Source organism: Streptomyces sp. NPDC055254, assembly GCF_053606025.1.
Map to the genome: position 1 here is coordinate 227,387 of NZ_JBSGQV010000005.1, position 26,765 is coordinate 254,151.

The 26,765-nt window shown below is 70.0% G+C and carries 21 protein-coding genes and 5 pseudogenes; 16 read left to right on the forward strand and 10 right to left on the reverse strand.

What is annotated here, in order from left to right:
- Nucleotide 1: 1 nt before the first annotated feature.
- From ACWFQ8_RS07900 to ACWFQ8_RS07910, 3 genes are all read right to left on the reverse strand, one after another.
- Complete coding sequence (locus ACWFQ8_RS07900) at nt 2-1,945, reverse strand: hypothetical protein (RefSeq protein WP_453785329.1); 1,944 nt, start codon at nt 1,943-1,945, stop codon at nt 2-4.
- Complete coding sequence (locus ACWFQ8_RS07905) at nt 1,945-3,210, reverse strand: helix-turn-helix domain-containing protein (protein ID WP_453785330.1); 1,266 nt, start codon at nt 3,208-3,210, stop codon at nt 1,945-1,947. Before ACWFQ8_RS07905 ends, ACWFQ8_RS07900 begins: the two co-directional genes overlap by 1 nt.
- A 225-nt stretch (nt 3,211-3,435) precedes the next feature.
- Nucleotides 3,436-3,636 carry a hypothetical protein gene (locus ACWFQ8_RS07910; protein ID WP_453785331.1) on the reverse strand — a complete coding sequence of 67 codons (201 nt, stop codon included), beginning with the start codon at nt 3,634-3,636 and terminating at the stop codon, nt 3,436-3,438.
- A gap of 468 nt (nt 3,637-4,104) precedes the next feature.
- Here ACWFQ8_RS07910 and ACWFQ8_RS07915 point away from each other — a divergent pair, with 468 nt between their 5' ends.
- The 12 genes and pseudogenes from ACWFQ8_RS07915 to ACWFQ8_RS07970 form a co-directional block, all read left to right on the forward strand.
- Nucleotides 4,105-5,205: an N-acetyltransferase family protein gene (locus ACWFQ8_RS07915; protein ID WP_453785332.1), complete on the forward strand. Its 1,101-nt coding sequence runs from the start codon at nt 4,105-4,107 to the stop codon at nt 5,203-5,205.
- Nucleotides 5,198-5,575 carry a nucleotide pyrophosphohydrolase gene (locus tag ACWFQ8_RS07920; protein ID WP_453785333.1) on the forward strand — a complete coding sequence of 126 codons (378 nt, stop codon included), beginning with the start codon at nt 5,198-5,200 and terminating at the stop codon, nt 5,573-5,575. The genes ACWFQ8_RS07915 and ACWFQ8_RS07920 overlap by 8 nt, the downstream gene beginning before the upstream one ends.
- On the forward strand, nt 5,572-6,246 hold the full coding sequence (locus ACWFQ8_RS07925) for a hypothetical protein (protein WP_453785334.1): 675 nt from the start codon (nt 5,572-5,574) through the stop codon (nt 6,244-6,246). Before ACWFQ8_RS07920 ends, ACWFQ8_RS07925 begins: the two co-directional genes overlap by 4 nt.
- Entirely contained in the window at nt 6,243-7,529 is a 1,287-nt protein-coding gene (locus ACWFQ8_RS07930) for a hydroxymethylcytosylglucuronate/cytosylglucuronate synthase (protein ID WP_453785335.1), read from the forward strand. Before ACWFQ8_RS07925 ends, ACWFQ8_RS07930 begins: the two co-directional genes overlap by 4 nt.
- A gap of 14 nt (nt 7,530-7,543) precedes the next feature.
- The gene (gene blsE / locus ACWFQ8_RS07935) at nt 7,544-8,536 is read left to right on the forward strand and encodes a cytosylglucuronate decarboxylase (protein WP_453785336.1); all 993 of its coding nucleotides are present in this window, start codon (nt 7,544-7,546) and stop codon (nt 8,534-8,536) included.
- 55 nt (nt 8,537-8,591) lie between these two features.
- Nucleotides 8,592-9,518, forward strand: a complete 927-nt coding sequence (gene blsF / locus ACWFQ8_RS07940) for a CGA synthase-related protein (RefSeq protein WP_453785337.1) — start codon at nt 8,592-8,594, stop codon at nt 9,516-9,518.
- A 52-nt stretch (nt 9,519-9,570) separates the two neighbouring features.
- Nucleotides 9,571-10,734, forward strand: coding sequence for a DegT/DnrJ/EryC1/StrS family aminotransferase (locus ACWFQ8_RS07945; RefSeq protein WP_453785338.1), 1,164 nt, complete (start codon nt 9,571-9,573; stop codon nt 10,732-10,734).
- Between the two features lie 35 nt (nt 10,735-10,769).
- Nucleotides 10,770-12,125 carry an MFS transporter gene (locus tag ACWFQ8_RS07950; protein ID WP_453785339.1) on the forward strand — a complete coding sequence of 452 codons (1,356 nt, stop codon included), beginning with the start codon at nt 10,770-10,772 and terminating at the stop codon, nt 12,123-12,125.
- Nucleotides 12,126-12,559: 434 nt separating this feature from the next.
- Complete coding sequence (locus tag ACWFQ8_RS07955; protein ID WP_453785340.1) at nt 12,560-12,853, forward strand: hypothetical protein; 294 nt, start codon at nt 12,560-12,562, stop codon at nt 12,851-12,853.
- A gap of 169 nt (nt 12,854-13,022) precedes the next feature.
- Nucleotides 13,023-14,642: an ABC-F family ATP-binding cassette domain-containing protein gene (locus ACWFQ8_RS07960; RefSeq protein WP_453785341.1), complete on the forward strand. Its 1,620-nt coding sequence runs from the start codon at nt 13,023-13,025 to the stop codon at nt 14,640-14,642.
- 89 nt (nt 14,643-14,731) lie between these two features.
- Nucleotides 14,732-14,974: pseudogene (locus ACWFQ8_RS07965) on the forward strand (integrase core domain-containing protein); the annotation flags it as partial.
- 147 nt (nt 14,975-15,121) lie between these two features.
- Nucleotides 15,122-15,556 (forward strand): annotated as a pseudogene (locus ACWFQ8_RS07970) (hypothetical protein); the annotation flags it as partial.
- An 880-nt stretch (nt 15,557-16,436) separates the two neighbouring features.
- Here the strand turns inward: ACWFQ8_RS07970 and ACWFQ8_RS07975 are convergent.
- A complete protein-coding gene (locus ACWFQ8_RS07975; protein WP_453785342.1) occupies nt 16,437-16,886 on the reverse strand; it encodes a hypothetical protein in 450 nt (149 codons plus the stop codon).
- Nucleotides 16,887-17,253: 367 nt separating this feature from the next.
- On the opposite strand from ACWFQ8_RS07975, the pseudogene ACWFQ8_RS07980 reads away from it, so the two are divergent.
- Nucleotides 17,254-17,526: pseudogene (locus ACWFQ8_RS07980) on the forward strand (transposase); the annotation flags it as partial.
- A 191-nt stretch (nt 17,527-17,717) separates the two neighbouring features.
- Here ACWFQ8_RS07980 and ACWFQ8_RS07985 read toward each other — a convergent pair.
- The 4 genes and pseudogenes from ACWFQ8_RS07985 to ACWFQ8_RS08000 form a co-directional block, all read right to left on the reverse strand.
- Nucleotides 17,718-17,867: pseudogene (locus tag ACWFQ8_RS07985) on the reverse strand (hypothetical protein); the annotation flags it as partial.
- Nucleotides 17,804-18,715 (reverse strand): hypothetical protein, encoded by a 912-nt coding sequence (locus ACWFQ8_RS07990; RefSeq protein ID WP_453785419.1) that lies wholly within the window; start codon nt 18,713-18,715, stop codon nt 17,804-17,806. The gene ACWFQ8_RS07990 and the pseudogene ACWFQ8_RS07985, both read right to left, overlap by 64 nt.
- Before the next feature lie 337 nt (nt 18,716-19,052).
- Nucleotides 19,053-19,499, reverse strand: a complete 447-nt coding sequence (locus tag ACWFQ8_RS07995) for a DUF6069 family protein (RefSeq protein WP_453785343.1) — start codon at nt 19,497-19,499, stop codon at nt 19,053-19,055.
- A gap of 16 nt (nt 19,500-19,515) precedes the next feature.
- Nucleotides 19,516-21,120, reverse strand: a complete 1,605-nt coding sequence (locus tag ACWFQ8_RS08000; RefSeq protein ID WP_453785344.1) for a CocE/NonD family hydrolase — start codon at nt 21,118-21,120, stop codon at nt 19,516-19,518.
- A gap of 102 nt (nt 21,121-21,222) precedes the next feature.
- Between ACWFQ8_RS08000 and ACWFQ8_RS08005 the strand changes: the two genes are divergently transcribed.
- The 3 genes and pseudogenes from ACWFQ8_RS08005 (at nt 21,223) to ACWFQ8_RS08015 (ending at nt 22,801) form a co-directional block, all read left to right on the forward strand.
- Nucleotides 21,223-21,843 (forward strand): TetR/AcrR family transcriptional regulator, encoded by a 621-nt coding sequence (locus tag ACWFQ8_RS08005; protein ID WP_453785345.1) that lies wholly within the window; start codon nt 21,223-21,225, stop codon nt 21,841-21,843.
- Between the two features lie 265 nt (nt 21,844-22,108).
- Nucleotides 22,109-22,345 (forward strand): annotated as a pseudogene (locus ACWFQ8_RS08010) (transposase); the annotation flags it as partial.
- Between the two features lie 198 nt (nt 22,346-22,543).
- Entirely contained in the window at nt 22,544-22,801 is a 258-nt protein-coding gene (locus tag ACWFQ8_RS08015) for a transposase (RefSeq protein ID WP_453785346.1), read from the forward strand.
- Nucleotides 22,802-23,219: 418 nt separating this feature from the next.
- Here ACWFQ8_RS08015 and ACWFQ8_RS08020 read toward each other — a convergent pair whose 3' ends face one another.
- The gene (locus tag ACWFQ8_RS08020; protein ID WP_453785347.1) at nt 23,220-24,551 is read right to left on the reverse strand and encodes a class I SAM-dependent RNA methyltransferase; all 1,332 of its coding nucleotides are present in this window, start codon (nt 24,549-24,551) and stop codon (nt 23,220-23,222) included.
- Between the two features lie 89 nt (nt 24,552-24,640).
- Nucleotides 24,641-26,695, reverse strand: a complete 2,055-nt coding sequence (locus tag ACWFQ8_RS08025) for an APC family permease (RefSeq protein ID WP_453785348.1) — start codon at nt 26,693-26,695, stop codon at nt 24,641-24,643.
- Nucleotides 26,696-26,765: the final 70 nt, after the last annotated feature.

Consider the following 26,765-nt stretch of genomic DNA (forward strand, 5'->3'; position numbering starts at 1 on the left):
ATCAGCCCGGTACGACGCCGAAGTGGCGGCGGGCCATCGTCACGGCCAGGTCCTGCACGGCGTACGCGGTCAGATAGTAGGCCTGGGGCGAGGTGCCGGCGGACAGACGCAAGGTGAACTCGGCCTCACGGTCCTCATCGGGCGCGACGCGGATCCTGTGCAGGGCCGGCTCCACCGCGCAGTCGGCGCGCAGGTAGCGTGGAACGTAGACGCCGAGGCGCAGCGGGCCGGTGCGGGCGCCGCGAACCACCAGCCGTACCCGGAGGACGCCGCCCTGGGGCACCTCGTCGTCGGCGTAGACCAGGACCGTTGGCGCGCCGGGCAGGCGCAAGGAGACGTCCCCGCAGCGCGGGCAGATGACGCACTCGGTGTCGAGCGCGGTGGGCACCAGGGCTCTGCGGGTGTACCGCTCGGCGGGCCGACCGCAGTGGCACTGCACCTGTGCCGCGGAGGACGCGTCGAGGCGGCTGCGGTCGCCGAAGTGGGCCGGGTAGTCGTTGAGTTCGGTCTCCGGGTCCTCGGCGATCCGTGCGGCGATGGCGTGGTCCAGGGACTGCAGATCGTCGAGGAGGCTGCGCATCGTGCCGGTCTGGTCACGCACCGCCAATGAGCGGCGAGTGACCAGTCCGTCGACCTTGGCGGCGAGCTTGTCCAGCCGGGGACGCAGCGGGTTGTTGGGGGGCAGCAGCCCGCCGGCGAGGTAGGCCGTGAGGCGGGCCGAGGTGGTGAGGAGCAGCGGCTCGGGGTCCACGGACGGCGGCTCGGGTGTGGGGCTCGCGTCGTCGGCGGCCATGCCGAAGTGGAGGTAGGCGGGGAAGGGCTGGGCGGTGGATATGCCGGCGTTCAGGCTCGGGGCGGAGGGAGCTCCGGAGAGGGCGGCGTCCATCCAGACCCGGTTCTCGACGCGGTCGGAGTCATGGATGGTGACTGCGGCGACGACGTCCTTGGCGGTGCCGTCGATCGCGTTGAGCATCAGCTGGAACTTCGGGTCGTAGCTGGCCGTGTCGGCGAAGGGAGCGTTGTTGCACGAGCTCAGGACGATCTCGGCGGCGCGGACCTCGCGCAGCTGGATCAGCTTGTCCATGGGTTTGTAGCAGGTGGGGCCGTAGGCGCAGGCCGGGCCGAGAAGCCCTGGGGCACGCGGGGCGGTCTCGTTCAGGCCGCACACGGTGAAGTCGGCGAGGTTGATCGAGTCGTCCTTGCCGTGGCCCTGGAAGAGGATTCGCCTCCAGCGGGTGCCGAGGATCTCGGTTTTGATGTCCTCGCTCTCCACGCCGCGTTCGTCGCGCAGGTGGATGCCCGCCTGGGCCAGGGGGCGGTCGGTGGAGGTGTACAGGCCCAGCTGCTGGACGTCCGTGGCGATGTGGGCGTACTGCTTGGCGGTGAACCAGGCGAGGGACGCAGCGTCACGGCCGGTGAGGAAGGTGATCTGCATGTCGGCGCGGCGGGCGGCAGCCAACAGGGCGTTCCACAGCGGGTCGAGGGTGAAGTGCTCGTACAGGCCGGCGATCACCAGGGAACGCGCGGGGGCGGGTCCGGCCTCCGTGGTGCTGCCATCGCCAGGGCCCTCCCCCTCGTCCGGCGCCCGGCGTCGCGCGCCGGGTTCATCGAAGAGCTCGGCTGCGAGTTCCTTCTCGTCGAGCCACTCCTCGGCCAGCGGTGCGATCAGTGCCGCGAGCCCGGCGGGGAGGATGCCGGGGCTCAGCAGGATGCCGCGTGCGTGGGGGGCCGGGCGGCGGACACCCGCGTACACCGTGGCTGCGCGCCGGGCGGAGGCGACGAGGTCCGGGCGGCCACCGGTCCACACCGGGACGGTCGCGGGCGAGGGGTCGGTGAGGAACTGCTCGACGGCCGCGGTGTACGTGGCCGGGTCGTCCACCGTCTGGAAGGGGGACGAGGCCGGGACCGCCGTCCCGTCGGCGTCGGCGTGGAGCGCGGACTGCATCAGCGGGTGACTCCTTCGTGGAGGTTCGAGGGCTCCCGGAGGCCGGGAGCGGCCTGTCTCTCCGAGGCCCAGGCCAGGGTCTCGGCCAGCGTGCGCCAGATCTCAGAGGACAGGTGGACGTTGGAGGCGTTCTGGGCCTCCTGGGCGAGTTCCTCGATACGGCGGACGCCGGCTTCGCGGTCGCCCTCGAGGATGCGGATCTGGTGGGCGAGGACCTCAAGTCGGATCCGGTCGCGGAAGGTCAGCTGTGGCAGGGCGTCCGCGAGCAGTTCGCACAGCCCCTTGGCCAACGCCAAGTCGCGCTGGTGGAAAGCAAGATGGGCCTTGATGACGAGAACCTCCTGGCGGTGCAGCGGGCCTCCGAAGAGACCCAGGGCGCGTTCGGCCTCGGCCAGCCACTGCTGGGCCTCGGTCACCCGGCGCGGGATCATCTGCAGGTACAGGGAAGAGGCGGCCAGCTGCAGCCGCAGCGTCAGGTCGTCGTGACTGGGCAGGTCGGTCAGGGCCCGCTGCAACAGCTCGGCGGCGCCCTGGTGGTCACCCTGGCGGATGCGTACGTTGGCGGCCGACCACAGGGCCTCGGCGCGCAGCACGGGGGGCAGGACGTCGATCGGTTCCAGCAGCTGGTCGGCGAGCCGGCGCGCCTCCGTGATCAGGCCCGACTCCGCCTCGACCGAGACGAGCACCAGTCGGGCGCGGACGGTGTCCGCCACGGGGACGGCCCCGTTGTCGGCGGTAACGAGGGCGGTCTGGGCGACGGCGCGGGCCTCGTCGATGTCACCGACGGCACGCAGGCAGCGGGCGAGGAGAGTGCGGGAGCGCACCTGCAGGGTGGACACCGCGAGGCGGTCGCTGAGCTCGGTGAGTTCGCGTGCCGCGGCGAGTTCGCCCTGGCGCCTGCCCCGCTTGGCGTGCAGCTGGGCCAGCTTCCACAGGGACAGCCAGCGCAGGGAGAGATCCTCGCCGCTGTGCGCCTGGACGGCCTCGCCGAGCAACCGTATGGCGTCGTCGGTGTCGTCCGAGGAACTGGCGGAGGCGAGGGCCTGACCCAGGAGCGAGGTGTGGGTGCCCTGGAAAACGGACGGAGGCACGCCCAGTCGCCGGGTGAGATGGTCGAGCACCTTGGCGGTCGGGCGCCGGGCCCCGGACTCCAGGCGTGACAGATACGCGGTGGACATGCCCCCATCGGCAACTTCGGCCTGGGACAGGCCCCGTTCCTGCCGGAGAGTTCTCAATAGCTGTCCGAACTGGGGTTGTTCGAGCACTTAGCCATCCCTGAGCCTGTGGGTCCCCGTGAACGGAACCATCTTCAGCGTGGGACACAGGGTTGTCAACTCTTGGCAACTCATGACCGGGGAGGGGGCGGCGACCCCCGGCAAACCGGGCCGGCACGGGGCTGCGGACTGCGCAGCCCCGCCCGGACACCGCGTCCGCCCGGCGTGGGACGCCGCACGCGGCGCGAACCCTCCCCGCGACGGGTGCCCCGCGGGTTACGGCCAGTCGATGTGGTCCGTCACGGCCGGAGCGAACTGCACGCTGACGTCGTGCGCGCCGTGAAGCGGCCAGTCGATCCTCACGTGCGCGGCCTGGGCCGCAGGGCCCTCCGTGCCGGCGCCGACGGCGGCCGCACCCAGCGCGAGGACGGCGGCCGACAGGACGGCGACGGTGGTGCGACGACGGGCGTTTTCCATGAGTATTCCCCCGGAATGTTGGTGGTGGTGCTGTAGGCCCACCGGAGGCTGACAAATACGCGGTCGGACCGGCTCGGAACGGGGAGTCCCCGGAGCCGGCGGCGGCCGCTCGGTCAGGTCGAAGCTAGATCACTTGCCAAAGCTTGACAACTCTCAAGAAAGATTGACAACTTTGTTCGGCCGCGCCTAGCGTTTTGTCACGAACGAGAGAGCCGCGGTGATGCCGAGGCCCTGTCCCGGATGCCTCGGCGGCCGCCGCAGCGGGCGCGCGCGGTGACGACAGGGCGTGGGTTACCGCGACAGACGGCGACCCACGATGCGGAGCCCCACGGCACCGACCACTGGCTGAAGAAGACCGTGCCCACCCGGGAATGCGTAAGTCCCGTGCCAGGCGGGAGTCCTCGGCCGGACGGCACCTGGTGTGAACAGCGACAGCAGCCCAAAGACCCAGACCAAGGTGGTCACACGGTGACAGCCCTCACCCATACGCCCCTGCCCACGACTGAGCCGCCCCCGGCCGGTTCCCTGCGCATCCGCGCGGCCGGCGAGGACGACCGGGACTTCCTCAGGTCCCTCTTCACCAGCGCGCTCAGCCCGTTCTACGACGGTGACCACGCCGCGCACGCCGATCGCGTCCTCGATGCGCACCTCGCCTCCGGACACGACCCGTTCGGCCACTTCTCCCGCTCCCAGCGCACCTTCATGCTGTGTTCGGACGACACGCCCGACGCCGAGCGGCTGGGTGTGCTGCACATGGTGGTCAAGCGCCAGGGCACAGTGAAGATCAGTCCGCTGATCCTCGTGCCGGAGCATCGCAGTCGCTCCGGGCTCGGCACCATGCTGTTGCGCGCGGCGGAGGACTTCGCCCGCAAGGCGGGGGCCCGGCAGCTTTACTGCACGGTCGCCGCCGCCAACACCGCCGCGATCGACTTCTTCCTCCGGCATGCCTTCGTGCCGGCGGGCAGCGCGCCCGGCCAGTACAAGTCGGACAGCACCGAGCGCATGCTCTACAAGGACCTGACCCTGCGCACGGAGCCCGCCGGGGACGACCACACCGGCGCCGTGAGCGGCACCCGCATCCGCCTCTTCCGGCCACAGGACGCGCCCGGGCTGCGCGACCTCGTGCTGCGCGTGATGCAGCCCGCGTACCGGGGTGTGAACGCGGACTGGGTGGATGCGTTGATTGCCGGGCACGACCGTCGCCACCACGGTGATCTCAACCAAAAGTTCAAGATCATCCACGTGGCGGTGGACGAAACGGGCACCGTGCGCGGAGTGGCCGCCGCGGGCCCGAAGAAGGGCCTGTCCGTCAAGATGATGCCGCTGTGCGCGGACCGTCCAGCCGTCCTCGCCCAGCTCCTGGACCGGCTGCCCGACTTGTACCGCGGGCTCGGTCGCAAGCTCTACACCCACCAGCCGCCGGATCCCGCCATCACCGCGCTCATGCAGAGCCGCCGCTGGTCCCTGGAGGGCCTGATGCCCGCCGCGTACCACCCCGACACCTGCACCGTCCAATGGGGCCTGACCCTGCCCGCAGCGCCACACCGCACCGGAGACGCACATGAATGACCTGGACCAGTACGCCGACGAACTGCATTCCTTCGTAACCGCACGCGGCTGGGACGCCTTCCAGAACCCCAAGGACCTGGCGATGGCCCTCGGCGGCGAGAGCGGGGAACTGCTGGCGCTCCTGCAGTGGCTCACCCCGGAGGAGGCCGCGGCACGCCCCTTCGAGGACCCCGAGTTCCGCCGCGAACTCGCCCACGAGCTGGCCGACATCCTCAACTATCTGCTGCGGCTGTCCCGCTCGGCCGGTATCGACCTGCTCGCGGCCGCCCGCGAGAAGCTCGCCCTCAACGAGCAGCGCTACCCGGTGGAGCTGGCACGCGGTAATGCCCTGAAGTACGACCGGCTGACCGAGGCGGGAGAACAGGCATGAGCGGCACCACTCCCCTGCCCCCTACGTCCGCTGCCGCGGCGCACACCGCGGCCGGCCGGCGCACCGGCGACAACCTCACCGGTGGCCTGCGTGTCTTTCTCGCCGCGCCGTTCGTGCAGTTCATCGATCCGGCCGATGGCGTGGTCCGCCGTCAGTGGCGACAGCGGCTGTCGGCCTTGCGTGAGGCACTTCTCGACGCCGGGCACGCAGTCTTCAATGCCCACCACAACGAGGGGTGGGGCGAATGGGGTCTACCCCCGCAGGAGTGCGTCCCCTCCGACTTCCGCGCGATGCAGTGCGCCGACCTGGTGCTCGCCTACCCTGGAACCCCGCCCTCCACGGGCGTTGCGCTCGAACTGGGCTGGGCCTCCGCGCTGCGCAAGCCCGTCGGCCTGCTGCTCGACCCCGGCACCACCTACAGTCCGATGATTTCGGCACTCGGCGAGGTCTCCCCGGTGCTGCAGCTGCCGTTCGACGGCAGCTGGTCCGCGCAGTGCCTCGACGGAGCGGTCCACACCGCCCTGGACTGGGCGGCCGGTCTCGGCGTCCGGCCGGGGCCGTGGAGCGCACCGGAACTGGACCCGGTCCTCGCCTACCACCGGCACGCGACGGACCGCCCCGACACGCCCGCGGCGGAGCCGGCCGCTGCGGAAACGGTGGTGCCGGCATGACGACCGCACTGCGGACACTCCCCGCGGCCGCCGGGCCCGCCCAGCCGCCCACCGCCGTGACCGTCGCCCTGTGCGGTGTCGAGTTCGGCTGGGGCAGCGCCGGAAAGCTCGGCGCGATCGTGCACGCGCTGCGGGCGGAGCTCGGCAACCGCGTGCGCTTCGTCGGGATCGGCTCGCGGCTCGGCCGCGAGATCGTACGCGGCCACGGTGTCGAAGAGTGGCACGACGTCGACCTCACGGATGCGCGGGCGCTGCGCGCCCTGGTGGACGAGCGAGCCCTCGACGCCGCCGTGTGCGTCCTGGACCGGGCCGCCGCGGTGGCGCTGGAGGACGCCGGCTGCCCCGTCGTGTTCGTCGACAGCCTGCCCTTCCTGTGGACGAAGGACGATCTGGACAGCCTGCCGCTGCGAGCCAGCGTCTACTGCGCGCAGCTGGTTCCCGGGCTGCCGGGTCCGGCCTGGCCCGTGCTGGCCCGTGTGGAGAACCTGCGCTGGGTCGAGTCGGTGATCGTCCCCGGGCCGGTCCGGACAGGACGCGAGATGCGGCCGGCCGGCGAACGCCGCGCGGTGGTCAGCCTGGGCGGCCTGCTGTCACCGCTGCTGGACGACCCCTCCGCCTACCTGTCCCTGACGGTCCCGGCCGCGCTCGGCGCTCTCGCCGCGTGGGGCGTCCGGCAGGTCACGCTGTGCGGCAACGTGCCCGAGGGGGTGTTCGACGGCATCACCGTTCCGGCGGGCCTGGACGTACGAAGCGGCGCCCTCGGCCACCAGGGCTTCCTGGCCGAGATCGCCGAGGCCGACGTCCTGCTCACCTCCCCCGGTCTGACCACGCTGCTGGAGACCAGCACGCGCGGGGTGCCCGTGGTGTGCCTGCCCCCGCAGAACATCAGCCAGATCCTCAACGCCTCCTTCTACGCCCAGGCCACCGAGGCGCCGGTCGCCGAGTGGCCCGAGGAGGTGTTCCGCGCCCACGAGGTGCTCGACGCCCGCCTGGTCACGGCATCCGGTGACGTCGCGGACGGCGGTGGATCGCCCGGCGAGGACGCCGCCCTGGAACTGATCTACGGCGGGATCGCGCGCGCCGCCCGCACCCCCGAACCAGTCCGCGCGGCCCTGACCGAGCGCATCGGCGCTTGCCTCGCCGCGGTCGAGCGGCAGCAAGGCCAATGGATTGCCCTGGCCCGGCTGGTCGGCACCGGTGGCGCGGCCCAGGTCGCCGACATCGTGCTGGCCACCGCGGCCCGCCGCGGCACCAGCCACCGCCCCGCCGACCTCCCTTCCTGAAAGGCTGACCGATCATGCAGGAACGACACCGTTATCTGTTCATCCGTGTGCTTGAGGCATGCAACGCCGACTGCTTCATGTGCGAGTTCGCCCTGTCTCGGGACACCTACCGGTTCAGCCCGGAGGACTTCGCCGAATTGCTGCCGGAAGCGGTGGCGAAGGGGGTGGGCTACGTCCGCTTCACCGGCGGCGAGCCGCTGATGCACCGGGACGTCGTCGATCTGGTGCGCTTGGGCACGGAGCACGGCATGCGCATGTCGCTGATCACGAATGGCATGTTCCTGCCCCGCTTCGTCGACCGGCTCGCCGACGCCGGGCTGGCCCAGGTGATCGTCAGCCTGGACGGCTCCTCCGCTGCCACCCACGACGTCTACCGCCGCTCTCCCGGCATGTTCGACAACGGTCTGGAAGGGCTGCGCCGGGCAAAGGAGTTGGGGATCATCCCGCGCGTCAACTCCGTCGTGGGGCCGCACAACTTCGCGCAGATGTCCGACCTGCAGCGGGTGCTGACCGACCTCGGCGTTCAGCAGTGGGAGCTGTCCGCGATCAAGCTGGACCGTGAGATCCGCTATCCGTCGGCGGAGGAGGTCATCGCCGCCTGTGATCCCATCTACGCCGCCGACCCGGCCACCACCCTCGTACCGCTCGGCAAGCGCTTCTACGGCGACACACCCGAGGAGCAGAAGGCCTTCTTCGAGGAGTCCCTGCCGCCGCGCGCATCGGAGCCGCTGTGTCTGGTCACCGACGACGTGATCTACCTGGACGGCAAGAACGGCCGGATGTTCTCGTGCAGTTGCCTTCCGCACAAGGAGGGGGACGAGGGCCCCGGCGGCGCGCCGCTGCGCACCGACGACGGCAAGGTCATGCTCGACAGCCCGGTCTTCCGCACCCACGCGGATCTCTTCAAGCAGCAGGGTCCGACGATGTGCGGCGGCTGCTCCGCGACCGCCGCCGGCTACAGCGACGACCTCGCCCGCATGGGCGCCGTACCGGCCTGGCACTACTGACGGCCCCGCCTTCCCCTCACGCCCGCGTCTGGAACCGACCGCGCCCGGAGCCACCATGTCCTCACCCACCACCGCCCCGCCGCGGCCGCGCGTGCTCGCCGCCGCCCGATCCACGCTGGAGTCCCAGGCCGCGCTGCGCCATGTCAGCGCCCACCTCTCCGAAGTCGAGCTGACCGCTGAGCCGGACGCCGCCCCCGCCCCCGAGGCCGCCGTGGTGTGCGACGACGATGTGCTCGCCGCGCGCCTGAGCACCTCCGGCGTACCAGTTGTGTTCGTCGCCTCCGGTGGCCCCCCGCCCGGCGGCACCTGGCCGCCGTCGACCGTCCGCTGCCTGCACCGGCCCGGCTGGCTGGGCGGGCAGCGCGCCAAGGGCGTGCACACTGTCGGCACGATCGCCCCGCCCCGGGCCGCCCGGGCGCGTGCGGCGCGCGGCGCGGTCGTCCAGCTGTCCACACCGGATCTGCACCCCGACGACCACGCGGCCGTCGCCCGGGCGGGCGCGGCCCTGCGCGCCGCCGCGGAAGCGGCACGGTACGACGGGAAACCGCTGCTCGGTGTGGTCCTGGACGCGCCGGTGCCCGTGCGGTCCGCCCTGCTGTCCGCGGCCGGAGAGGACACCGGCGCGCTGCCCGTCGCAGGGGTCGAGGAGGCCGCCACGGAGCGGCTGCTGGCCGAGGCGTCGCTGCTGGTCTCCTCGCCCCTGCTGACTGCCGTCAACCAGGCGCACGCCGCCCGGGTCCCGCTGCTGCTGCTCCCGGCTCTGGACGCGGACCAGGCCAGTCGGCTCGCCGGGATCACGGAGGCGACCGGCGTCGAGGTGCTCGATGCGGCCGCACCGGACACCTCGGCCGACCGCGCCGTCCGAGGTGCCGACCCGCTCTGGAACCGTATTTCCCGGGCGCTGGAGCACGCCGGCGACGACCGGCGCGGCGCCCAGCGCGTCGCGCGTCAGGTCCGGCAGCTCCTGCTCGCCCCGTTCTGACGCGGCCTCTCCCCGCAGCCCCTGTCAACCCACCTCGAACGGAAGCCTGCTGATGCTGCGTCCCTTCCCCTACGGCGCCAACTACCTCTCCCTGGAGGACACCCCCGAACTGCACCGGTCCCTCGACAACAAGGTCCTCTTCCGGTACAGCGCCCCCGCGCCGAGCAACGCCGACCTGCTGGAGGCGTACGCGGCCGAGCGGCTCGGCGCGGGGCGGGCGCTGACCGTGCCGAACGGCACACAGGCCCTGCGCGTGGCGCTGATGGGCACCCGACCGCGGATCGGCGACCCCGTGTACATACCGGCGGTCACGTTCGTCGCGGTGGCCGGTGCCGTGCTGTCCTGCGGACTGGTTCCGGTTCTCGTCGACGTCGATGAACGGTTCGGCCTGGACGCCTCGCTGCTGCCCGCGGACGCGGAGCGAGTCGTGGTGGCGCACATGGAGGGCACCGTCGTCGACCTGCCCGAGCGGGTGCCGTACCTGATCGAGGACACCGCGCAGGCCATAGGCGGACGCCACACGGACGGGCGGCACGCCGGGACCGTCGGCTATGCGGGCACGTTCAGCTTCCACCACGCCAAGATCCTCACCTCCGGCGAGGGCGGCCTGGTCGTGGTCCGTGACCACGCTCATTGGGACGTCTTGCGGTCCTACACCGACCATGGCTCGGCCCGCGAGCAGGGCAAGTACCCGGGCTGGAACCCCGGCGCGTTCTACGGCGAGAACTTGTGTGCCAACGAGGCCGTGGCCGCCGTACAGCTCCAGCAGTTCCGGCGGCTGGACGAGATCCTCTCCTCTCTGGAGCGGCACTACGCCCTGACGCTGGAGGCGCTCGGCGAGCGCTCGGACGTCACCGTGATCGCCAAGCGCCTCGGTGACGTCAAGACCAGCGTGCGGCTGCTGCTGGAGTCGCGACAGCTGCGAGACAGGGCCATGGAGCGGCTGGAGGAACGGGGGCTGCCCTGCTGGAGCCTGGACAAGTACCTTTTGCCCGAGCACCCGGTGGTGGCGGGCCGCGCCTCGCTGTACGCGGATGGGTTCCCGTGGAACCTGGCCGACGGCGACGACCGTTACGCACCGTTGAGCCGGGACGGTTTCGCCGCAACTCGCGACGGGCTGAGCCGCACCCTGTGCGTACCGCTCACCCCGGAACTCGACGAGGCGGAACAGATCCTGCTGGCCAAGGAGATCGCCGCCGTCGTCGCCGCGCTCTGAACGGAACCTCCCTGCCCGGCGGACCATCCCTCGTCGTGGACCGTCCCCACGAGAACCGAGAGAAGACCATGACCCATGCCGCATCCGACAGCCGGCCCGAAGACCCGTCCACCGAAACCGGCTCCAAGACTCCGCCCGCCAGGAACCGGTTCCTCACCGTCCTGAGCGACAAGGCCATGCGCGCCCCACTGCTGTGGAGCACCGTCGGCCGGTTCCCGCTGTACCTGGTCACGCTCGCCCTCGTAGTGTTCGCCACCTCGCGCGGCACGGGCTACGGCTCCGCGGGCCTGCTGCTGGCCTGCTACACGCTGGGCGGTGCGGTGCTTGCGCCGGTCGTCGCCCGCCGCGTCGACGTGCACGGCCAGACTCCCCTGCTCCTCCTGACCGGTGTCGTCCACCCACTGGCGCTGATCGGCCTGGTGTGCACGGCGCCCGACGCCCGCATCCCGCAGCTGGTGTGCGCGAGCGTCGCGGGCGCCACGATCCCGCCGATCAGTGGCTGTGTCCGGTCGCTGTGGAGCGCGCTGCCCAGCGGCCGGGAGGCGGGCTTCTCCCTGGAGGCGGTGCTCAGCGAGGTCTTCGTCATCGGCGGACCGCTGCTGCTCAGCGCCGTGCTGTTCTGGGGGACCCCCGCCACGGCCCTGGTCGTCGGCGGGATCCTGGCGGGCGTGGGGGCCATCGGTTTCGCCACCACGCAAGCCTCGCGCAACTGGAGCGCCACGGAGACCCAGAGCGACCTGCTGGGGGCGCTGCGCTCGCCGGGCCTGGTCCGGCTGCTGGCCGTCCTGGTCTGCGCGGCCGTGTCCATGGGCGTGTTCAACCTGGTCCTGCCCGCCTTTGCCGAGGAACACGGCTCCGCGGACAGCGTCGGCCTGATCTTCGGTGCCTGGGGCGTCGGCGGGGTCGTCGGCGGGCTCTGGTACGGCAGCCGTACCCGGGAGTGGCCCGCCGAACGCACCTTCGCCATCGGCCTGCTCGTCCTGTCCGCGCTCACCGCACTGCCCCTGCTCGCCTGGGACAACTGGTCGATGGGCGTGGCCCTCGCCCTCGGCGGTGTGGTCATCGCCCCGGTGACGGCCGTGGAGTACGAACTCGTCGCGCGCACGGCCCCGTCAGGCGCCATCACCGAGGCCTTCACCTGGGTCATCACCGTGAACGTCGTCGGCACCGCCGTCGGCGCTCAGCTCGGCGGTCTCCTCGTCGGCGCCTACGGCACCTGGGCGGGCTTCGTCGCCGCGGTCGCCGCCCTGCTCGCAGGCGCCGCCATCGCCTTCGCCGTACGCCACCGGTTCACGGCCCCGTACGGCATCCCCGGCCCTAGCCACCCGGATCCAGCGGACCCGGAACGGTACGACTCCACCGCCCTCCGCCCACCCAAGGCTTCCGCATGACCGATCCCCCTCCCTCCTTCCTGCTGGTCGACGGACGTCCGGGCAGTTTCACGGACTACGTCATCGGCCGGCCGGACTCGACGTCACCCTGCTCCGCTTCGAACGCCGGACCTACCTGCCGGCGGAGTACTGCGAACGCACGAAGCACCGGCCGTCCTTCACCTTCGCCGACGGGGTGCCGCTGGAGCGGGAGGCGGCCCGCTACCGGGACTGGGCGGCGCGGCAGTCGTCACCGCCCCGGTACTTCTGCAATCCGCAGGAGCCGCTGCAGGAGATCTCGCAGGCCTTTGCCGCACTCGCCGGGCTGCCGCACCTGGACGAGGAACAGGTCGCCTGGCCGCGCCACAAGCCGCGGATGAAAGGCCGCTTCCCCGAGCTGGGCATCCCCTGCGCCCGATACCGCACGGCCGCCACGCTCGACGACATCCGGGCGCATGCCAGGGAAACTCTGCTGGCCGCTCATCCTCAAGCCGACCGACTCCTTCTCCAGCATCGACACTTCACCGGACGGGTCGTGGCGGTCACCCCGCTCGCGGAACTACGGCGGCTGCCCGGCGTGCTCGGCGGGCGTGCTGCTCGTGCCGGGCACGGAGGTCACACCGCAGCGCGCCTCCCACGCGTCGTCGGGCTGTGTACACGTGGAGGGCAGCGACGTGGCCGAAACCGTCTCCCGGATGCAAGCCGTGCTGGACCATTTCCGGATGGAGGTCCTCGACCAGGCGGCCTGAGCGGATGCCCCGGCGGCCCCGGGGACCCGTCCGCCGGCGGCCCGGAAAAAAATGAGCAGCCGTCGACCGGGCCTGCCTGGCACCGTGGTCCGGGAGCCGCCCGCCCACACAGCGCGCCGACGCACCACGCCGTATCCGTACACGTACAGCAGACAAGGACACAGGAAACATGGGACATCTGGAGGCCTCTCACCTCGAGTACTACCTGCCCGACGGGCGGACACTGCTCGGCGACGTGTCGTTCCGGGTGGGCGAGGGAGCGGTGGCGGCCCTGGTCGGCGCGAACGGCGCCGGCAAGACGACCCTGCTGCGGCTGCTGTCCGGCGAGCTGAAGCCGCACGGCGGCACGGTCACGTCGAGCGGCGGTGTCGGGGTGATGCGGCAGTTCGTCGGCTCGGTGCGGGACGAGAGCACGGTCCGCGACCTGCTGGTGTCGGTGGCGCCGCCGGGCATCCGGCAAGCCGCGCAGGCCGTGGACGCGGCGGAACACCTGATCATGACGGTGAACGACGAGGCCGCTCAGATGAAGTACGCCCAGGCCCTGGCCGACTGGGCGGAGGCACGCGGCTACGAGGCGGAGACCCTGTGGGACATGTGCACCATGGCCGCGCTCGGCGTGCCGTACGAGAAGGCGCAGTGGCGTCAGATTCGCACGCTCTCGGGCGGTGAGCAGAAGCGGCTCGTCCTGGAGGTGCTGCTGCGCGGTCCCGACGAGGTGCTCCTGCTGGACGAGCCCGACAATTACCTGGACGTACCGGGCAAACGGTGGCTGGAGGACCGGCTCGGTGAGACCGGCAAGACCGTGCTGTTCGTCTCGCACGACCGGGAGCTGTTGGAACGGGCCGCCGAGCGGATCATCGCGGTGGAGCCGAGCCCGGCCGGCTCCGACGTCTGGGTGCACGGCGGCGGTTTCGGCACCTTCCCCGAGGCGCGGCAGGAACGGTTCGCCCGGTTTCAGGAGCTGCGCCGCCGCTGGGACGAGAAGCACGCCCAACTCAAAAAGTTGGTGCGGGACCTACAGCAGTACGCCGCGCGCAGCGACGACATGGCTTCTCGTTACCAGGCGGCGCGGACCCGGCTGCGCAAGTTCGAGGAGGCCGGTCCGCCGCCGGAGCCACCGCGCAAGCAGGAGATTCGGATGCGTCTGCACGGCGGGCGCACCGGCGTGCGGGCCGTCACCTGTAAGCAGTTGGAGCTGACTGGGCTGATGAAGCCCTTTTCTCTGGAGATCTTCTACGGCGAGCGGGTGGCGGTGCTCGGCTCCAACGGGTCGGGCAAGTCGCACTTCCTGCGGCTGCTGGCCGGGGAGGGCGTGGCGCACACGGGCACGGTGACACTGGGCGCACGGGTGGTGCCGGGTCATTTCGCCCAGACGCATGCGCATCCCGAACTGATGGGGCGCACCCTGGTGGACATCCTGTGGACCGAGCACGCCCGGGACCGGGGCGCGGCCATGTCGGCGCTCCGCCGCTACGAATTGGACCGGCAGGGTGACCAGGCTTTCGACCGGCTCTCCGGCGGGCAGCAGGCGCGCTTTCAGATCCTGCTGCTGGAACTGCAGGGAACCACCGCCCTGCTGCTGGACGAGCCGACCGACAACCTGGACTTGGAATCGGCGGAGGCCCTGCAGGAGGGGCTGGAGGCGTACGAGGGGACGGTCCTGGCGGTCACCCACGACCGCTGGTTTGCACGGTCCTTCGACCGCTTCCTGGTGTTCGGCAGCGACGGCCGGGTACGCGAGGCGCCGGAGCCGGTGTGGGACGAGCGCCGCGTGGAGCGGGCACGCTGACGGAGTGAAGCGTGAGCCGTTCAGGAATGCGTCGCTGCAGCTCATAGGGGGTCTGGCGGGAACTGCTGGGGTACTGGGACCATGCCGGGATGATCGTCTCGCTGGTGTATCGGGTGACGCAGAAGCTGTTGTCGGTCCCGGCGGTGCTGCTGCGTCGGTAGGCGGCCAAGGACGCTGAATTGCTGGCGCTCCGGCACGAGGACGCGGTGCTGCGTAGGCAACTTGCGGGCCCGGTGCGGTACGAGCAGGCGGACCGGCTCTGGTTCGCAGCGCTGTCCGCGCTGATACCCAGATGGCGCTGGGCGCAGGTGATTCCCGTGACGCCAGGGACGTACTCCTGACCCCTCACGAGGATTTCAGTGACCGCGATGCTCCGCCGTCAATTCCCCACCGCCCACCGCGGCCACACTGACTGGAGGCTCCTCACCATCCCCAGGGCAGCCGCCTCGATCCGCCACGCCGTACGACCTGGTCGCAGGTCGGCGCCCACGTTTGCCGAGCAGCACACGAACCGGGTCGCAACACCGGATACCGAGACCCTCACGCAGGAACTGGTCACGGGAACGGTCCACAGCGTCTTCCCCGGCGTGGACACGGCAGTGGTCGAATGGCGTCCGGCCCACGCGGATCTGAACTGGGCGCATGTGACGGCGTCGGTGTTTTGCCTGTTTGACTGGGAGGACTGGGGCATCGCCCCCCGCGGCTTGGACGCAGCGAATCTGGGAGCCTCCCTCGCCGTCCCGGCTCTGGCCGATCGCGTCCGCAGCGAGCGGCGCAACGACCTCGAAAACCGGGACGGCAAGCTGATGTTGCTGCTGGTCGCCGCGAAGATCCTCAGCCCCTACGCTGACCCAGAGGACCCTCGCCTTGTCCCCGCGCGGAAGACAGCTGAGGCCCCGACCACGGAGGCAGGCGCCCCGTCGCCGTCTGGTCGCTCTCCGTGGCGCATGAGTGAGCCAGATTGGCCCCTTCGGCCCTCTCGACCCGGTCGGCCGACCAGAGTGTGTGCAGAACCGCAACGGACTCACACAGCAGGCACCGATCCTCGTCCCGAAATTACGCGAAGGAGCTCGAACGGCGGCGCCCCTCCACCCTTCGGGGCCCTTCGACTAGGGCAGTCCGAGGTCTGCGATCTGCCCATCAAATGACCTGACATCTCATCAGGACGAGCGACAAATATGCGTCATGAGCGCCATTTCAGCGTCAGGATATCGCCCGTAACGCCCACAGCGCACATAATGTGCACTGACAAAACCGCAGGTCAGGCATCTTCCCGCACCGGTTCGAGGATCGCCACGCACTCGACGTGGTGCGTCATCGGAATAAGATCTAGCGCAAACATGTGAAGAAAACCGCAGGTCAGCGGCCCGTATGGAGCAAACTGGACAGGGCTCCTATGTGCGTTACGGGCAGAGCGGGCGATATGTGCAGTGCGCTGACGCTTCTTTCTCGCATCCGTCTGGGCATTCTGGGCCCGATGGCGCCCGCGAAGTCGGCCAGGCGCACACAGCAAGCGGTGGACGGCTGCTGCGCGGGCTCAGCCGTGGTGCGTGCCCCGAGCTGAGGGGGAGTGGAGGGTCGCGTCCATGGTGCTGTCAGGTCGCGATGAGCGCCTGACGGCAGCAGCCTGGCAACCCGTGACAGCCATGACCACCACCACTGCGCAACGCGGGCAAGGACAGCCGTCTCGTCGTGGCTGACGCCCACTGCGGCCTCGGCCGGGGCCTGCCCGCCCGGCGCGGGCCCGGTGGGGGGCGTCGACGGCGGCGGCCACGCCGAGGGTGGTGTCGCTGTTCATCGTTGCGTCCGGCGGGTGAGGCGGGCGCGGCGGGCGGCTGCGAGGTCGAGTACGTCGTCGATGGCGGTCCGGGGCGGCCTGTCGAGATTGATGGCGTGGCTGCGCAGCATCGAGACCAGGTGCCGGCCGACCGACGGGGCTTCCGCGGGGATGCCTCGGTCGAGGGCGGCGGAGAGCATGCCGGCGAGCTCGCGGGTGTGGTCGGCGAGGGCGGTGGCGGCGAGCCGGGCTGCCTCGGCGGGGCGGTGGCGGCGGGCGAGCTGCTGGGTGAGGGCGGCGAAGGCTTCCCCGGGCAGGACGGCGAGCGGCCGCTCTGCGTCGAGCTCGTTGGCGAGACGGCGCAGCATGGCGGCGGCGGTGGCGCGCGGGAGGTTCGAGCGGACGTCGGCGGGGCCCTGGTTCGGAAGGGTGACGATCAGGCGATGAGTGTCGAGGGAAGCGGTCACGGGGGCGGGACTCCTTGTCGGGATCAAGGTGCTGCTCATGCATGAGTGGCTGGAATGGCACCTGTGAGCAGTTGTGTGGGGCCAATGGGTCGTGCGCGGTACGGATGCGATGCGGCACGCGGCGGCTACTGCGCCTTGGGGCGAACCCGGGTTCGAGGTCGTCGACCAGGTTCCCGAAGACGGTCACAAGGGTCGCGCCTGGGACGGATGCCTTCCGGGTTGAGTGGGGGCCGGCCGGTAGTTCTCGTGGGTGGGGCCTGTCCCACACGATCCGCCGGTACGGCGGACAGATGTTCCATTGAGGCGCCCCGAAGTTTCCGGACACCGGGCCAACTAGAATTTTTGTCCGGAACAACGGAGAAGGTACGTGGCACAACAGCGCAGGAAGTTCAGTCCTGAATTCAAGGACGAGGCGATCAAGATGGTGATCGAGGGGTCCCGTCCGATTGCTCAGGTTGCCCGAGAACTCGGGATCATCGAGGGAACCCTTGGAAACTGGGTCAACACCTACCGGCGTGAGCACCCCGTCGAAGAATCGCCGTTGACTGTCTCCGAGCGCGCCCGCCTGCGAGAGGTCGAAAAAGAGAACCGCGAACTTCGGATGAAGAACGAATTGATGGCTGATAGCCAGGGATTGGTCGGGCTCCCCTGGTTGATGTAGCCGTAAGTGTGTGCCACGACCCCGATCAGCGGGCCGTTGGTGGGGTCGGTGGCCACCGCGATCTGAGTCACCCCGGTGTAGGGCACCTGGATCCACGAGCCGGAACCCTCTTGGACCCAGGCCGTGCCGTTCGCATCCACTTCACCGACCAGCGCGCCGTTGGTCCCGTCGCCGGCGACCGACATCTGCGTGGCGGGCGGGGCCGTTGGGACGATGTTCCACTTCTGGCTGGCGCCTCCGTTGCACGCTCGTAGGCTCATGCCCGCAGTGTTCGCGGGCAGGGGAACGCCGTCGCTGGAGGTGGGTGGGGTGGAATCCAGGCACTTGTTGGTCGGGAGGTTGACGATCTTCCCGAACGAGTAGGACCACTGCTGGGACCCCAAGGAGGGATAGGGGAACGGGTACTGACCCGATTGCCGTTGTTGGAATTGGCACCGTCGTTGTACAGGCACGTTCCGTGGGCAGTGTTGCGCACGGTGCCGTCCGATTTGATCGTCCAGTACCCGTCGCTGGTCCGTGGGTTGCAGGCGGTCACGGTGCGGTTGTTGGCATTGGCCAAATCGGGGACCGGGGAGGCGGTCTGCAGGCACTTGCTCGGCTCGGCTGCGGGAGTGATCCGCGAGGGCGGCGTCGGAGTCGGCGCGCTGGGGGAAGCGGTGGCGACGCCTTCCCAGGGTTGCGGTTCCTCGAAGAACACGTCGGTGACTTGCTCCCGCGAGACGATCGCGAGGCTGTTGCGGATGGCTGTCGCCGGCATATCCAGGTAGTACAGATAGACCGTCCGGCCTCGGGTGCCCGATCCCATTCGCCAGGTGTACTCGTTCACGGTCCAGTTGCCGCTGGGGGAAGTCCATGAATTCCCGGTCACCGTCCCCGTATCAAACTGGCCGGTGCCTGCAGGATCCCGCGTCCCTGCCTCCTGAATGGCAATCACGTCGTAGTGGTCAGTCAGCCCGCGAACTTCATCCCAGCGCGCGCCGTTGCTGTTCCAGGTAAGGGCATGGTGTCCGTTCACCTGGGCCTGCGCCGGCACGGGTGGCGTCACCACTGCGCCGGCAGCAAGCGTCGCCATCAGGAGCAAGAGCGCCGTCGCCATCCGCGAATCACGGCGCCACCACGCCACGGACGGGCCGCGCCCGCCGGCCCCCACGCCCAGCCGGTCCGCCATCGCTCGCAGACCATGCCAAACGGCCCGCCATCCCAGGCGGCCGCGCACAACGACCATGAAGGATTCCTCACTTCTCTCGTCAGCCCACGCCGGTCAGCAGCGGGCGACAGTGCAAACAGGCCGATGACAGGCGGACTCCAGTCGGCGGCGCGGCGTGCGTGCTACCGACGGGCGTGGGTGGGGCGGCCCGTGTGGTGGGCCGGGTGGGGAAGGGGGCTGGGCGCTGGCGTCGGCGAGGGCCTGCGGGGCGGCGCCATTCGGCCGGGAGGGAGCGCAGACCTCCTCAGCGGCCTCGGCGATGTGCACCACGCGTTCGTCGGGCGGCCCGAGCCGGGCGTCAGGATTTGCGCAGCGACGTGATCACGAATGCGGGGATCACCGCCGCGCCGACCACCAGGTGCATGAGGGCCAGCAGGAACTGGTCTGTTGCGGTGACACCGGCCCCGTTGTAGGGAAGACCGCCGACGAGCAGCAGGATCGCGAGTGTCGACCAGATGAGGGTGGCCCGCCGTGGGATGAATCGTTCCAGCAGCTCCAGGAGTCCCCAGCCGAGCAGCGCAGGAACGACGGAGGCGGCGATCACCACGCCGATCTGAACGGTCTGGGCCGGCCGGCCGAAACCTGCGGGGGCCATCAGATCGTATCCGGCGACGGTGGTGAGGACGACGACGTAGACGAGATTGGTGAGGAGGCCGATGCCGATGGCAGCCGGTCGAGCCGCTCTGCCGGGGGTGTCGGTGAGGTGGCGGGCGGGCGGTCTCGGTGAGGACGATGTGATGGCCATGATGGATGCTCCGTTGTCAGTTGGCGGGTTGGCGGATGACGGGCAGGACGAGGTGGGAGAGGTGGTCGGCGTGGTGGTGGATCAGGGTCCGGCCGACCTGGTGGCCGTAGTAGTGGTGGAACAGGCCGTCGGCGACCGCCGAGTCGCCGTTGGCGATCTCCAGGCGGATTCGGCTGCCCTTGGGGAAGAGGTAGGAGGTCGGCCAGACCTCGATCTCGTAGCGGACGACTTTTCCCGGCTCGATCGGCTGGGGCGGGTGGGTGCGATGGGTTGCCTTCAGCCAGCCGCGGGTGACCATGACGGACGGCGGCGGTACGTTCTCCGCGACCTTGCGCATGAGGGCCTTCTTGAGCCTGGGCACGGCCTTCTGCTCGGAGATCTTGACGTGGAAGTCGGTGTCGGTCTGGTCGGACTCCGCGTACAGCACCAGGGTGATCTTCCCGGTGACCTCGGTGTCGTGTTTCAGGGGCGCGGTGGTGAAGGTGAGGATGCCCCGGGTGGGTTGGGGGATGCCTTCGGTGATGACGGTGGTGCCCACCGTCCACTCGGGGTTGGGGTAGTCGTAGGCGGTCGCCGCTGAGGCCTGCCGGGTGGGCGGGGTGGTGGAGAGGCTGCCGTCGTTGAGTGAGGGGACGGCGCGTGCGGGTTCGGGGTCCAGGTAGAGGGTGACCGGCACGGCGCGCCGGGGCGGCCATTCGGATTCCTCCCGTGGCGGGCGCCCTGAGTTGGCGACTTCGATGCGGACCGCCGGGCCGTCCATGACGCCGTTGTCGACGCCCTTGAGCCAGTGGTCGTACCAGGGGCGGATGTGGGTGTCGAGGAAATCGGGCTGGTAGTAACGCTCATGACTGTCGGTGCCGGCGAGTACGACGAGACGCTTGTCGGTGCCCCCCAGCCGTTCGTAGCCGTCGAGCTGACCGCGCAGGTGCAGGCCGACGCTGTACCACCAGGCGATGTTCAGCACCGGGACGTCGATGTCCTCCACCTTCACCGCCCGCTGCTTCCACCAGTCGTCGAAGACGGGCCGGTCCAGGGTCATGCCGACGACGTCGGCGGTGCCGCCGGGCCGGGGCGCGGTGCCGCCGCCGATCGTGGCGCCGGCGCGGAGATTGTCGGTCGACCAGAAGTTGAGGAACCCCATGGAGTAGACCCCGCCGTGGTAGACCGCGTCGTGGTAGAGGTCCGTGAATCCGCTGTAGATGAGCGCGCAGGTCAGGTGCGGCGGGCGCTGCGCGGCGGCCAGCCACTGGTTCACGCTGTAGGCGCTCTCCCCGATCATCGACACTTTGCCGGTCGACCAGGGGCGGGCGGCGATCCACTCGATGGTGTCGTAGAAGTCGCGCTGCTCGGCGGGGCCGAACAGCTCGAACTGCCCCTCGGACCTGCCGGTGCCGCGCTGGTCGCCGACCACGACGGCATAGCCGTGGCCGGTCCAGTAGTCGAGGGGGCCGGTCTCGATGAACCGGAACATCGGCACGGCCGGCAGGTACAGCAGGTCCTTCTGGTACGGCGCCACCGCGTACAGAGCCGGGAACGGCCCGTCCCCTTCCGGCAGGTACACATCGGCGCAGATCCGAACGCCGTCGGACGCGGTGATCCACTCGTTCTTCATCGTATGCATGGCAGCTCCTAATTTCCTCATGCGTGGAAATTAATTTCAACGTATACTGAAACTCTCGCTGAGGGAAGCCCCTCTTCCAGCCGTTACGGAAGGTGATGCGGTGTGACCGGTCGAGGACCTCGGGGTGAGCGCGGAGAGCAGGCGGACAAGATCGTTGCCGCCGCCCGCAGAGCCTTCGCCACGCGCGGCTACGCCGCGACCTCACTCCGGTCGGTCGCCCAGGAGGCCGGCGTCGACCCCGGCCTGGTGAACTACTACTTCCGCACCAAGACCGGGCTGTTGGAAGAGGTGATGCAACCCCCCGAGGCGTTCGGCGCAGCCGTGGCCGCCGCCGCCGAACAGCCCATGGACCGCCGGGGGCACGCCTTCGTTGCGGCCGCCCTGAACCTGTGGGAGGACCCCGTCTCCGCCGAGACCCTGCGCGCCATCATCCTCACCGCCGCACAGGAACCCGCCGCCCTGCAACGCCTGCGGCAGCTCTTCTCCGAACTCGTGCTGGCCGTCGTCTCCCACAGCCTGCCCGACACCGAACGCAACCTGCGGGCCAGCCTCATCTCCACCCAGATCGTCGGCATGGTCATGAACCGCTACATCTGGCAGATCGGCACCATCGCCACCCTCCCCGCCTCCTCCGTCACCGACCTCATCGCCCCCACCATCCAGCTCTACCTCATCGGCCCCCTGCCCCCGAGCCTCAGCGACGACGGCCCGAGCCCGGGCTGACCCAACCCGCTCCAGCGAATCCCGCAAATGGTTCTCCAGCGCTCCGAGAAGCCCGCCGGCGCGCGGCGCCGTTCCGCTCCCGGGCGCGGGAAGCCTGTACGCGCATACCTGGGACCTCCGACTTCGCGGAACTCCTGCAGAGAGGCTGCGTGCCCGTATCCAGGCCTCGGTGGAAGTGCTTGCGGTCACGGGGCATCATTGCCCTGACCCGCCGACAGCGGGGTTCGGCCAGGGATGCCCCGACGGCTGCGACGTCATCGACAGGATCGAGGCCGAGGCCACCGCGAGGATCGGCGCGGAGTGGAAGGAGCACACCGACACGCGCACCGCGTTATGCAATGGCCACCGGGACAAGGCGCTGACCACCCAGGCCGGCGACCTGGACCTCGCGATCCCCAAGCTCCGGTCGGGGAGCTTCTTCCCCGCCCTGCTGGAACGGCGGCGCCGGATCAACCAGGCCCTATACGCGGTGATCATGGAGGCTTACATCCGGGGGGTGTCCCCGGTCTGTCGACGGCCCTGGTCAAGGCCCTCGGCGCGGACACCGGGGGCACGATCTTCGCCCAGCGCACCGCCGACGCGGTCCGCACCCAGCTCGACACCGTCGCCGACATGCTCGGCACCCAGTTCCCCAAGGTCAAAGCGATGCTGCTGGGGGCCAAGGACGACCTGACCGCCTTCGCGGCCTTCCGGAGCGACATTGGAAGAAGATCCAGTCGACGAACCCGCTGGAACGGTCAACCGCGAGGTCAAACGCCGCGCCGACGTCGTCCAGGTCTTCCCGAACGACGACGCGCTCCTACGGCTGGTCGCCGCCGTGCCCTTCGAGCTCCACGACGAGTGGACCGCCTTCCCCCGCCGCTACCTGCCCGAAGGCAGCATGGACCAGCTCTACCCCGCCAAGCTCCCCGAAAGCGCCCCCACGCTACCCAACACCACCAACACAACGCCCGATTGATCGGCTACACCACGAGAAGGGACACGACCTGACCCCACCTCGACCGGCATCGGCTAGACGTTCTGCCCACGGAAGTGGGGACGGCGGCCAGGACGGTAAAAGACAGGCTGAGGGGCCTGGCCCCTACCGCCGACACGAATAGCGGATAGCAAAAATTGCTACAGAGTGTGACCGGCAGGGGCTCTCGCACATCGAACCGGCAAGGCCCGGCATTCGGCACCACGGCATGCACAAGGCCGCCTCCCCGGCCCACACGGCCCAGCCGGGGAGGCGACTCCCGGTGCTGACGCTACGTCAGCTAATGCTGACGCCCCATCAAGAAGCACCTCCGGTGAGCGTCAAACGAGCGTCAGATCAGCGTCAAGATATCGCCCGTAACGCCCACAGCGCACATAATGTGCACTGACAAAACCGCAGGTCAGGCGTCTTCCCGCACCGGTTCGAGGATCGCCACGCACTCCACGTGGTGCGTCATCGGGAAGAGGTCGAAGACGCGGAGGGTGCGGACCTTGTAGCCGTTCTCCTTGAAGTAGCCCAAGTCGCGGGCCAGGGCCGCCGGGTCGCAGGCCACGTAGGCGATGCGGCGGGCCGAGAGGCCGGCGATGTGGCGGACCGTCTGCTTGCCGGCGCCCGCGCGGGGCGGGTCCAGGACGACCAGGTCGCACTCCGTGATGCCGGTCTTCGGAAGGATCTGCTCGACCTTGCCCTGCTCGATCCGGACCCGGGGGAAGTCGGTCAGGTTGTGCCGGGCGTCCTCGACCGCGCGCTTCGTCGACTCGATGCCGAGCACCGCGCCCGTCTCGCCCAGCCGCTCCGCCAGCGCGCCCGCGAAGATGCCGACGCCGCAGTAGAGGTCCAGGGCCATCTCGCCCTTGCGCGGCATCAGGCCCTGCATGACGGCCTTGATCAGGGTGTCGGCGGCCTGGGGGTGCACCTGCCAGAAACCGCCCATGCCGACGCGGTACGTGCGGCCGTCCGCGCGCTCCCGGACGAAGGGGCGGCCGTGGACGCGGTGGACGCCGCCGTCCTTCTCCTCGACCCGCAGGACCGAGACCGGCTGGTCCAGCTCGACGAGGGGCAGGCGGCCGCCCGGGCGCGGGGTGAGGACGACCTGGCGGTCGTTGGAGCCGGTGGCGGCGATGGCTTCGACCGAGGCCATCTGGGGCCAGTCCTGCTTCTCGACGCCCAGCTCGCTGACGCCGGCAGCGGCGATCATGCAGTGGTCGATGGGCTGGATGTCGTGCGAGCGGTGCTTGCGCAGGCCCACGACGCCGTCCTCGTCGATCGTGTACTGGACGCGGGTGCGCCACTGCGGGACCTGCCCGGCCGGCAGCTTGTCGCCCTCGGCCGGCATGACCGTGCCGTCCCAGCCGGCCTCCTCGGGGGTGAGCCCGGCGAGCCGCTTCAGCTGCTCGGCGACGACCTCGCCCTTGAGGCGGCGCTGGGCGCCGGGCTTGGCGTGCTGCCAGTCGCAGCCGCCGCACTTGCCGGGGCCGGCGTACGGGCACGGGGCGGGCACCCGGTCCTTGGAGGCCTCCAGCACGGTGATCGCGTCGGCGCGCAGGAAGCGGGAGTCCGACTCGCCCTCCGTCACCTTCGCGACGACCTTCTCGCCGGGCAGGGTGTGGCGGACGAACAGGACCCGGCCGTCTGCCGTCCGGGCGATGCAGTGCCCGCCGTGCGCGACGGGGCCGACCTCGACCTCGTACTCCTCCCCGACCAGTGACTGCTTCTCGATCTGCTCGGTCATGGTGGGGAGACTCCAAAAAATAAACGGGAACGGCCGGACGACCGACCCACCAGTTTACGTGGATCTCGTCCGGCCGTTCACCAACCGGGTCAGGCCTTGCCGGCCGGGTCCTTCGGCGGCCGCGGGGTGTCCACCGGGCCGCGGCGCACGGCGCCGGGGGCGTTCCACTCCTGGCGCTTCTTCGCCCGCCGCTTGGCGAGTTCGGAGGACTCCAGCTGGTAGGGCACCGAGGTGACCATCACACCGGGGGTGAAGAGCAGCCGGCCCTTGAGCCGCAGGGCGCTCTGATTGTGCAGCAGGTGCTCGTACCAGCGTCCGACGACGTACTCGGGGATGTACACGCTGACCGCGTCGCGCGGGTTCTCGCTGCGCAGGCCCTTCACGTACTCGACGACCGGGCGGGTGATCTCCCGGTACGGGGAGTCGAGGATCTTGAGCGGGACGTTGATCCCGCGCCGCTCCCACTCCTGGCGCAGGGCCTTGGTCTCCACCGGGTCGACGCTGATGCTGAGCGCCTCCAGGGTGTCGGAGCGGGTCAGCTTGGCGAAGGCCAGGGCGCGCAGCGTGGGCTTGTGGACCTTGGAGACCAGGACGATCGAGTGGACCCGGGAGGGCCGCACGCTGTCGTCGCTCGGACCCTCGGCCGCGGCGATCTCGGCGGAGACCCGGTCGTAGTGCTTGCGGATCGCGGACATGGTGCCGTAGAAGATCACCATGCCGAGCAGGGCGACCCATGCGCCGTGGGTGAACTTGGTGGCCAGGACGACCACCAGCACCATGCCGGTGAAGAAGGCACCGAAGGTGTTGATCGCCCGGGAGCGGTGCATGCGCCGGCGGGCGGCGGGGTCGCGCTCGGACCGCAGGTGGCGGTTCCAGTGCCGGACCATGCCGATCTGGCTCAGCGTGAAGGAGACGAAGACGCCGACGATGTAGAGCTGGATCAGCTTGGTGGAGTCCGCGTCGTAGAGCCACACGAGCAGCATGGCGGCGCCCGCGAGGAGCACGATGCCGTTCGAGAAGGCGAGCCGGTCGCCGCGGGTGTGCAGCTGGCGCGGCAGGTAGCGGTCCTGGGCGAGGATCGAGCCGAGCAGCGGGAAGCCGTTGTACGCGGTGTTGGCGGCCAGGAACAGCACCAGCGCGGTGGCCGCGGCGAGCAGGATGAACAGGAAGCTGCCGTCGCCGAACACGGCCTCGGCCACCTGGGAGATCACCGGGTTCTGGACGTAGTCGTCGCCGACCGGGACCCCGTCCTGCAGCAGGTCGGTGGCGGGCTGCTCCGCCATCCGGACGTCGGTGGCCATGGCCAGGCCGATGATCCCGCAGAACATGGTGACCGCCAGGCCGCCCATGAGGGCGAGGGTGGTGGCCGCGTTCTTGCTCTTGGGCCTGCGGAAGGCGGGGACGCCGTTGCTGATGGCCTCGACGCCGGTCAGTGCGGCGCAGCCCGAGGAGAAGGCCCGCAGCAGCAGGAAGACGAGCGCGAAGCCGGCCAGTCCCTCGTGCTCGGGTTTGATCTCCAGGTCGGCGGTCGGCGCCGACATCGTCTCGTCGAGCACGAGGCCCCGGTAGGCGCCGTAAGCGACCATGACGAAGACGGCCCCGACGAAGATGTAGGTCGGGATGGCGAACAGGCTGCCGGATTCCTTCACGCCGCGCAGATTCATCAGCGTGAGCAGCACGATCATGATCATCGCCGAGAGCACTTTGTGCTCGATGACGAAATCGACGGCGGAACCGAGATTCTCGACGCCGGAGGAGATCGAGACGGCCACGGTCAGCACGTAGTCGACGAGCAGGGCGCTCGCCACGGTGAGACCGGCCTTGGGCCCGAGGTTGGTGTTGGCGACCTCGTAATCACCGCCCCCGCTCGGATAGGCGTGGACGTTCTGGCGGTAGGAGGCCACCACCGTGAACATCAGCACGACGACAGCGAGGGCGATCCAGGGGCTGTACTGGTACGCCGATACGCCGGCGATCGACAGGACCAGAAGGACCTCGCCCGGGGCATATGCCACAGAGGAGAGCGGGTCGGACGCGAAGACGGGCAGGGCGATCCGCTTGGGGAGGAGGGTTTCCCCCAGTCGGTCGCTGCGCAGCGCCCGGCCGATCAGGATCCGTTTGGGCACGTCGGTCAGTTTGGACACGGAGAGGATCGTAAGCGTTCGAAATGGAAGGGACGAACCCCCCACCCCTTCACACCGCGATCCCCCCGCA